The organism is Mycoplasma sp. HS2188, assembly GCF_025209835.1.
Taxonomy (GTDB): domain Bacteria; phylum Bacillota_I; class Bacilli_A; order Mycoplasmatales; family Metamycoplasmataceae; genus Mycoplasmopsis.
This window is the reverse complement of record NZ_JAOAOI010000013.1, coordinates 1-10,569: the sequence shown is the minus strand read 5'-3', so window position 1 is coordinate 10,569 and position 10,569 is coordinate 1. Positions and strand designations below refer to the sequence as shown.

The 10,569-nt window shown below is 31.9% G+C and carries 2 protein-coding genes, 1 rRNA gene and 1 pseudogene; 2 read left to right on the top strand and 2 right to left on the bottom strand.

All coding sequences use genetic code 4. From position 1 onward, the window contains the following. Both N1F73_RS03315 and N1F73_RS03310 read left to right on the top strand, forming a co-directional pair. Positions 1 to 101: ribosomal RNA gene (locus N1F73_RS03315) — 23S ribosomal RNA — on the top strand; the annotation flags it as partial. A 471-nt stretch (positions 102 to 572) separates the two neighbouring features. Continuing rightward, on the top strand, positions 573 to 2,045 hold the full coding sequence (locus tag N1F73_RS03310) for a hypothetical protein (protein ID WP_260360102.1): 1,473 nt from the start codon (positions 573 to 575) through the stop codon (positions 2,043 to 2,045). A gap of 588 nt (positions 2,046 to 2,633) precedes the next feature. On the opposite strand, the pseudogene N1F73_RS03305 reads toward N1F73_RS03310, so the two are convergent. Further along, a pseudogene (locus N1F73_RS03305) lies at positions 2,634 to 6,533 on the bottom strand (DNA-directed RNA polymerase subunit beta'); the annotation flags it as partial. Further along, a complete protein-coding gene (locus N1F73_RS03300; protein WP_259290119.1) occupies positions 6,526 to 10,143 on the bottom strand; it encodes a DNA-directed RNA polymerase subunit beta in 3,618 nt (1,205 codons plus the stop codon). The pseudogene N1F73_RS03305 and the gene N1F73_RS03300, both read right to left, overlap by 8 nt. Positions 10,144 to 10,569: the final 426 nt, after the last annotated feature.

Genomic DNA, 10,569 nt, shown 5'->3' with positions numbered 1-10,569 from the left:
CCCTTGAGATTCCTTATAGACTATGAGGTTGATAGGTTGGATGTGTAAGCATAGCGATATGTTGAGCTGACCAATACTAATAAATCGATAGGTTTAAAAGTAATGTGTATTTTATACATTTCAATGAATTTTAAAATTTACTATTCAGTTTTCAGAGAACACGCTCCACACGGAGTATTTTTTTTTATCTTTTTTTAAGTAATAAGATAATTATTAAATATTGAAAAATTAATCATTCATATCTCTAAGTTGGAAGATTTTTATTAAAAAAACTAGCCCACTAAATATGTCTAGATTAAGAAAACGAATAAAACAACAGGCAAATTTAATTTACATTAAAGATTAAAATGTCCTATTTATCAGGTCGATGACGCAAGATATAATAGTTAACTTACGAAGTAACATTTTTAATTTTTTTTAATTTAAAAGACACTAATTTATTGCTAATTATTGATAGAGAAATCAAAAAATCAATAATTAATAATAAATTAGTCCATTTTATTTAAAAAAACAAATTTATTTATTCCTGCCTAGTTGTAAAATTGTATAGTACAAAAATTAAAGGAGGTAAAATGAATAATAATAACACATTCGAAATTATTTTTGACAATAATGAAAAGTACGAATGAGATCCGAACTTAGAGTTCCTGAATACTGAGTTTATTAACCGCGTAGTTAATAACCGCGTAATTAAGACTTTATCGCTTCCACCAAAAATTAAATATTTAGAAATAGATATTAGAGCATTCAAGTGACAAAACAAACATCTTTTTGATCAATTAGATTATGCCTTATTGCCTAATTTAAAACATTTGAAATTAACTGGTACATACCGAAAAGAAATTGATTTTAAAAACAATTTGAACCTTGAAGAATTAGAAATTATTTCAGCAAAAGATTTAGAAAATGTTGATTTAAGTCTCAATTTTAATTTAAAAATGATGGTGTTAAACCAAAATAATATCAATGAACTTGATTTAGGAAGTAATTATGACCTTGTTTCACTAAATTTAACCGAAATGCCGCTAAAAAATATCGACTTAAGCACTTTAACACATTTAGAAGCATTATTTATTGATAATCTAAAAGAGTTAAATTTAATTAATTTAGATCAAAACAAAGATCTTAAATCATTATACTTGGCTAATGTTGACATTGAAGTTATTCAGCTTGCAAACAATGCCTTTTTAAAAGACTTAGCAATAATAAATAATAACGCTATTAAAGAAGTTATTATTGAAAACCAAAACAATATTAAAGAAATTATTTTGCAGGCCAATAAGGCTTTAAATAAGCTAATAATTAAACAAATAAATGAAGTTAAAGAAATTAATGTTTCTAATAATCCAATGCTTGAAAACATAGTTATTGCAAACGAAATAAAAGCTAAATTAACGAATCTATATTTATTGCAATCTAATTTAAAAACTATTGAATTATCAAATTTAGATATTTTTGATTTTAATGTCGAATCTAAAAACAATTTATTTTTTAATCTAAGCAATATTAATGTTTTTAAATTATCACTCAGTGATATTACTAATGATAGACTTGATTTTTCTGTTTTTGCTAATCTCAAAGAATTGAGTCTTTCGTTTACTAAATTAGACTCGCTGGATTTAATGAATATCAATAATTTAAATAAATTGTCATTAGTGGATAACCAAAGCTTAAAAATGATAAAAAATTCATCGCAAAGCCTAAAATATATTGAACTAATGGATATGAATTTTGATTTATTTAAAAATAATGAAATTATGAGCAATATTGACCATTTAAAAGTTTCATTTGCCAACACATTTGATATTAGTAATTTAAATAAATTAGAAACTTTATCTATTGATATTGACAAAAAATGAGCTAGAACAGTTGAATTAATCGCTACCAAAAACCAGCAACGAAATTTATTTGTTCGTAGCTTAACCACAAGTTTTATTCGGCAAGGGAACTCGCAATGAATCCAAACCCCTAAAACATTGTGATACAGAAATAACACTGATGATAGTGATACACTCCGTGAAGTTAAATGAACTTTAGTTGATTAGTTTAGACGAAATAGACCCTCGCAGGTCTATTTTTTGTATCAAAAAATTCATGATTGCTCATGAATTTTCATATTATTAGATTTCTACAAAATCATCGTCTTCGTTATCGTTGTCATCGTAGCTTGTTTCTAACTCGTGAACGAAAAGATCTTCAAGCATATTATTGATATCGCCATCAATCATTTCGTCGTTTAGAGACATCATATTATCATTTTGGTCTCCGTTTTCGAATGAAGCATCATATTTTGAACTGAAATAACTTCTTGGATCACGGATATCGTATTTTTCTTTTTGTTCAAAGTTTGAGTTGGTTCCGGCAGGAATTTTGTGACCTAAAATAATATTTTCTTTTAGCCCTTCTAGTTTATCGACTTGCGAAGCAATCGAAGCATTAACCAAAATTTTTGGTGTTTCTTGATATGAAGCAGCCGCTAAGAATGAATCAGATAATAATGGTGTTTGTTTAGCACCTTTGATTTTAACTTCACCAAATGGAGGTCTTTTTCCTTCGGCTAATAAACGAGCTGACTCTCTTTGGAATGTAAAGATGTCTACTAATGAACCAGAAAATAGTTTTGAATCTCCAGTATCAGTAATCATCACTTTTGAAAGCATTTGACGAATGATAATTTCGATATATTTATCGGCAATCGAAATACCTTGTAGACGGTATAGTTTTTGAACTTCTTTTAATAAGTAGTTTTGAACAGCACGTGTGTCTGCGTATTTTAATAAATCACCAAGAACGATTGGTCCTTCAACAATTTTTTGTCCTGGACTAACTCTGTCGCCTTCTTTAACAACAATTCTTCGATCAGATTTAGTTTCGTATTTAACAATTTCTTTTTCGCCATTGTTATTGAAGATCTCAACTTCAATTAATTTTATTGATCTATTTGTTGACTCACTTGGTGTGGTGATTGAAATGATTTTTCCGTAAGCTGGTGAAATAATGGCAGGTCTACCTCATGGCGAATCGTAGGCATCGATAAGTTCCATTAGACGACCAAAACCACCAGTAATATCTTCAACCCCAGCAACCCCACCGGTGTGGAATGTACGCATGGTTAGCTGGGTACCAGGTTCACCAATTGATTGCGCAGCAACAACCCCGACAGCTTCACCGATATTTACAACACGGTTAAGAGCTAAGTCCTTACCATAACATTTTTTACATACACCATTACGTGTGTAACATGAAAGAACTGATCTAATTTCAACTTCTTCAATGCCTGCTTGGCTAATTTGTGCAGCAATTTCAGGAGTTACTAATTTATTAGCTTCGATTAGAATGTTACCGTTAGCATCAACAACAGGTTTGTTGGTGAAACGCCCTTCAATTCTTTCGGCTAATGATTCGATAATTGTATTAGTTTTAGTGTCTTTAATATCACGAACAACAAATCCATAGTCAGTACCACAATCAACTTCACGCACAACAATACCTTGGGCCACGTCAACTAAACGACGAGTTAAGTAACCTGATTTAGCGGTGTTAAGAGCAGTATCGGTAAGACCTTTACGTGCCCCGTGGGTAGATGAATAAAACTCGTAGGCTGTTAAACCTTCAAGGAATGATGATTTAACAGGAATTTCAACTGTTGAACGAACAACACGTTCGTTTTCGGCATCGGCTTTAAGGATTTTAACGTTGTTGTTCATTAATCCACGCATACCTGCAAGTTGAACGAAGTTAGACGAGTTACCACGTGCTCCGGAAGTAAACATCATGAATAGTGGGTTATGTGGGTCTGACTTAGTAACTTTTTTCAGATCGTCTTCAATTGAGTTTTTAATTTCAGCTCATTTTTTGATTGATAAACTATATCTTTCGTCGTCAGTTAGCATACCTTCTTCGAAGAATGATTTTAGTTTTTCGATATATTCTTCACCTTCTTTAATTTTGTTTTTGGTTTCAGGCAAGGTTATAACATCGCTAACAGCGATAGTTGTTCCCGAAATTGTTGAGAAGTGGAAACCTAAAGCTTTAATTTTATCTAACACATTAGCCACAACATTGGTGTATTTAAATCAAACACGTTCTAATAATTTAGTGTAATCATCAACGGTTCAAATTGCATCTTCGTTGTTTTGTGTCATAGTTACTTGGTATTGAATTTGGTTAAATTCGCTAGTAATTAATTTAGATAGTATTTCGATATGTGCTGAATTGATAGGTTCGCCACTAAATGTTTGTAATTGTGCACATTTTTCGAACACTTTATCAATTTCATCTTTATTAATATCGTTAATTATTGCAGCTAAATCTTCCATGTTAACAACACCAACATATTGGTCATAAACACGACGAACAATTTTAGCAATATCTTTTTTAGATAAAGGTAAATTGATTGGAGTTTTAGCGATATGTTCAGGGAAGTTAGTTCCACTAGGTAAAATATAGTGATTTAGGTGTTCAATATTGGCCGAAGTATGAACAATTTCTTTGCCATCTGGTGTAATGTATTTACCAAAAATAAATTCAAATGTGTTAGGGAAAGCACGGTTAAACATAAATTTACCGACTGTCGAAACAATATATCTTCTAACAGCGTCACCAGTAATTCATTTTTTGTCAGCTTGTTCAATTGGTAGCACAACTCTTGTGTGGACTGTAACGGCTTTATTTTCGTAGGCAGTGATCATATCTTCGTAAGTACTGAAGAATTTACCTTCACCTTTAGCACCACTTTTTTCCATGGTTAGGTAGTACATACCTAAAATCATATCTTGACCAGGGTTGATGATTGGTTCACCATCTTTAGGTCCTAAAATGTTTTTAGAAGCTAGCATTAATTCACGTGCTTCACGAGTAGCTTCGGGACTAATTGGAACATGGACAGCCATTTGGTCACCATCAAAGTCGGCGTTAAATGGGGTACATGAAAGTGGGTGTAATTTAATTGCTTTACCTCTAATTAATACAGGTTCATAAGCTTGAATACTTAAACGGTGCAATGTAGGCGCACGGTTCAATAGCACTGGGCGTCCTTCAATTGCTTTTTCCACATAAGGTCAAATAATAGGGTCAAGGTTTTCAACTGCCTTTTTACCTGCTTTAATTGAGTTTATGTTATTTTTATCTGATTTAATTAATTCATGAATAATTCATGGCTCAAATAATTTTGCGGCCATTTCACGTGGAATACCAACTTGGTGCATTTTTAATTCAGGACCAACAACGATAACTGAACGACCTGAATAGTCAACACGTTTACCAAGTAAGTTTTGACGGAAACGTCCTTTTTTACCTGTTAGAGCATCAGAAATTGATTTGAAAGGTCTTCCGTCTTTTGAAGCAACAGGATTTGGTTTTTTACGGGCGTTATCAATTAAAGAGTCTACAGCTTCTTGAATCATCCGGTATTCGTTTTGTTTAATCAACATCGGCGCATCAGTTTCATCTCATTTTTTTAGACGATTGTTTCTGATAATGATACGACGGTATAGTTCGTTAATGTCACTAGTTGAGTGACGACCACCGTCTAATTGAACTAGTGGACGTAAATCCGCTGGAATGACAGGTAGATTGTAAATTAACATTGATTTAGGATCTTGTCCTGATTTAATAAAGGCGTTAATAACTGATAAACGTTTATATAGTTTTGCTCTTTCTTGAATTTTTGTATTTGCTGATGGATTTTTTGCAATTTGTTTATTAATTTCAGTAATTTGTTCTTCTAGTTTTTTAGCCTCTTCTTGAGGTGATACATGTTCTAAAAGATATTCGATCGCTTTAGAACCTGTTGAAATTAAAGCATCTGAGTATTCATGAATAATATCGTTATATTCATAAAAGTCAATTCCGTAGTCTTGACCCATTTTTGAAGTAGCTTGTTCTTTAAGTTCACTAATAGCTTCATCAATAACTTCATAGGCTTCTTGTTCGTATTCATCGCCTTCAGGATTAAATTTTTGTTTTAATTCAGTTAAGGCTTCATAATAAATAATTGCGGCGTCAGAAATATCAATAATAGTATTTTTTTTCAGTGATTTTAAACCGCCATCTTCTAAAATGATGTGACTTTTGTAATAAATTAATTTTTCTAATTCAGATTTTGTCACGCTGTGTGAACTATTAGCTACTTTTAGCCCTAATAGTTTTGAAATAATAGAGTGATCGATTTTAAAGAATCAAAAGTGAACTACTGGGTTTTTTAAACTAATGTGCCCCATTCTACTTCTACGTGTGATTTTAGGTAAAATTTTAGGATTATATTTTTGACACATTGTGGTTTTAACACATTCGATATTTTCATCACTTTTTTTGTATTTTGTATTACAAATAGGACATTTGTAATCGGTAGTTGGTCCAAAAATAATTTCGTCAAATAAACCATCACGTTCAGGTTTATAACTTTTATAGTTAATTGTTTCTGGTTTAGTTACTTCACCATTTGATCAATTTTTAACATCTTTATCAGTTGCTAAAGATAGAGTAATTTTGTCAATTAGTAATTTAGCTTCGTTTTGATTTGTTCTACTCATTTAGACCTCCTATTATGTCAAAGTGTTGAATAGAGTCTTCCTCATCAACTTCAACGTGATCAATATTAAGTTTCATTCCTAATCCTCTAAGTTCGTATTGTAGAACATTAAATGATTCAGGAACACCAGGTTTTGGTAATTCACGTCCTGATGCTAGAGCGGCGTAAAGTTGATTACGACCGTTAATATCATCAGATTTATATGTCAAGATTTCTTGCAAGATGTTTGTTGCACCATAAGATTCGATAGCTCAAGTTTCCATTTCACCAAATCTTTGTCCACCATTTTGTGATTTACCACCTAATGGTTGTTGAGTAATTAATGAGTATGGACCTACTGAACGAGCATGCATTTTGTCATCTACCATGTGGTTTAGTTTTAGCATGTACATAACCCCAACTGAAACTGGGTTATCGAATTTTTCACCAGTAATTGGGTCAATTAGTGTTTGTTTTCCGGTTACAGGTAGTCCTGCTTCCTCGATAACATCATAGATAGCTTCTTTTTTAATACCATCAAAAACTCTTGTAACAAATTTAGTTTTAAGACTTCTTGCGGCCATTCCTAAGTGAATTTCAAGAACTTGTCCAATATTCATACGTGATGGAACCCCTTGTGGGTTTAGCATTACATCAACAGGTGTACCATCTTCTAAGTGTGGCATATCTTCTTCTGGTAAGACGATTGAAACAACCCCTTTGTTACCGTGACGACCACTCATTTTATCGCCGACTTTAATTTTACGTTTAACTGCGATTGAAACTTTAACGATTTTATCAATACCATCTTCAAGTTGGTCTTTATTAGCTCTTGATAAAATTTCTACACCGATTACAGTACCACCGTGACCGTTTTTAACTTTCAATGATGTATCTTTAACTGGTTGTTGTCTTTGTTGTAGAACAGCTAACATTAATTTTTCTTCTTGTGATGGGTTTTCGTCACCTTTAGGGCTTACTCTACCTACTAAAACATCACCAGGAGTAACATCACTACCAATTCTTACAATACCGAACTCATCCAAATGTCTTGTTGAAAATTTAGATACATTAGGAATATCAGGAGTTAATTCATCATCTCCGGCTTTTGATGTTCTAAATTGAATTGTTTGTTCTTCAATATGAATTGAAGTAAAAATGTCATCTTTAACTAATCTTTCGTTAAGAATAATAGCATCCTCATAGTTATAACCTTTGTAAGTACTGAAGGCTACAACAACGTTTTTACCTAAAGCAAGTTCACCGTTACTAAATGATGAACCATCAACAAGCAAGTCACCTTTTTTAACTTCTTGTCCTTCAACAACAAGTGGTTTTTGGTGAATAACTGTATCTTGGTTAGAACGTTGGAAGTTTTTTAGATTATAAGTATCAATTGTATTTTTGTGGTTTCTAATTTTAATTTTTTTACCGTCAACAAATTCAACAATACCATCATTACGTGCAACAAAGTTTGCTGATGAATATTTAGCAATTTCTGCTTCAATACCAGTTGCAACAAAAGGAGCCTCAGCTTCTAACAATGGCACTGCTTGACGTTGCATGTTGGCACCCATAAGTGCACGGTTGGCATCATCGTTTTCCAAGAATGGAATACATCCAGCCGCAACTGAAACCATTTGGTTTGGAGCCACTTCGATAAAATCGATATCTTCAGCAGTTCCGATTTGGTAAGTGTAGTTGTGACGAATTGTCAGTTGTGAGTTAACAATTCTGTTGTTTTCATCAACATTTACTGTTGATTGAGCAATTTTATAACCCATTTCGTCTGCTGCGGTTAAATAAACAGGTTCACTGTAATCAACCACACCTTTTTCAACACGATAATATGGAGTTTCTAGAAAACCATATTTATTAACTTTTGCGTAAGTTGCGAAGTTAAGAATTAGACCGATGTTAGGCCCTTCAGGAGTTTCGATTGGACAAATTCTTCCGTAGTGTGTGGCATGAACATCCCGAACTTCAAACTGTGCTGTATCACGGTTAAGACCACCAGGCCCAAGCGATGTAATACGTCTTTCGTTTGAAATTTCAGCTAAAGGATTGATTTGGTCCATAAATTGTGAAAGTTTAGAAGAGTTGAAGAAGGTTTTCATTTGATTAGAAATCAATTTATTGTTAGTTACGTTTTTAGGACTAACTTTATCTGGTTCTTTAGCTCCCATTCTTTCACGGGTTGTTTTTTCAAGTTTGGCCAAACCAACTTTTAGATTGTTTTGAACTAATTCACCTAAAGAAACAATACGTTTGTTTGTCAATGCATCTGGATCATCATCTTGACCAATTCCATCTAGTAGGTTGAAGTAGTAGTTGATGGTAGCAATTAAGTCAGAAACAACAAGATGTGTTTCGTTAGCTTTCGGATCACCACCAATAACTCTGACAGGTTCTTTGCCTTTTTCCATTCATTTTTTGTTTGGATAAATTTTTATTGAGATGATTTTATCTCTTCTTTTTAGCGAAGAATTGTTAGGGTCATTTAATAATTTTGCATAAACAATTTCAGGTTTAATTGATTTCAATTTCTCTGCTGGCAATTTACCGTTATTAAAGTTTCACTGAATTAAAACAGCTAGTTTATGTGTAATAACAGTACCTATTTCAAGATCTAATACATTTCCGTCTTTATCTTGAATTGTTAAAGGTTGAGCTAGAATTGTTCCTGAAATACGGTCAACAAGATTTAGTTTAATATTAATCATGTAACGACCAGTTTCGCTCAAGTTATAGTGTTTTTTATGGAATAGTAAGTTTGGAATCAAGTTTGAGATAGAATCATCAGAAACACGGTCACCTTTACGGATTGTTCTAAATAATTCCTCTTGACAGTTTTTTATGATTTCCTCACGTGATAAATCATCTGTCATTTTTTTCTCTCTTTTCATTGATTCATCTAAAACATCTGATTTACCAAATAAACTGTAAATATCGCTTTTGGTTAAACCTAAAGCACCTAAAAATGTAATAATATTCACGTTTTTGTTTTTATCGATTTTGATTTTTACGCTATCAGGGTTTTTTGATGTAACTTTATGTGAAATTTCTACTCATGAACCAACTCTAGGTAAAATTTCCACTTTGTTGAATAAGTCATCTGATTGTTTGTTACGAACTCCACGTCCAAAATATGCACCAGGTGAACGAATCAATTGGCTAACGATAACTTTTTCACTTCCGTTAATTATGAAACTTCCACCAGAAGTCATCAATGGTATTTCGCCAAGGAAAACTGTATCTTCTTTAACTAAACCATCAGTTGTGGTTGTAACTTTAAATTTACCAAATAACTTAGCCGAGTAGTTGGTACCTTTAACTTTTGCTTTAGTAACTTCATCATATTCCTTAGTTGGAATTTCTAGATAAGCACTGTTATTGATGTATTCTAAAGTCACACCTTTATTCGATGATGAAATTGGGTAGTGTTCTCTAATCGCTTGTTCAATACCGTCTTTTTTAAATCATTCGAATGATTCTTTTGACGTTCTTAGAAAATCTTGTACCTCATAAATGTGTTTGGTTACTGAGTAATCTCTACGCTTGGTACCAGCACCAAATTCAGTAATTTTGTATGGGTATTTATTTTCATATTTTTTGAATTGTTCTTCAACCATGAATTCTCCTTTTTAATTATCTTGCTATAAAAATTAATTCGCACGAGAGCGAATAGCAAATATAATAATATTCTATCACATTTAAAATTAATATAAATATAAAACTAAAAATTATTTTTAACAAAAAATTTTTTACTTATGATACTCAAAATAAGCGATTTTGAGCAAATAAGTGCGTTTAATTTTTTAAAAAATAAAAGCACTTCACAAAAATTATGATGCTTAATTTTTACTTTGTTAAGTCATATTTATTTTGTATGGTTTGATATCAAAAGTCTTTGATATGCAACATGGTAAATTGTGAGTTAAGAAACAAAAAAAGCCTTTTTTAAAAAATAAAAACGGGCTTTTTTTGTTTTATACATTTGTGATTTAAATGTAGAATTTTATTGTCTAGTATTGTGCTTTTTTTAAAGCACATTTTAA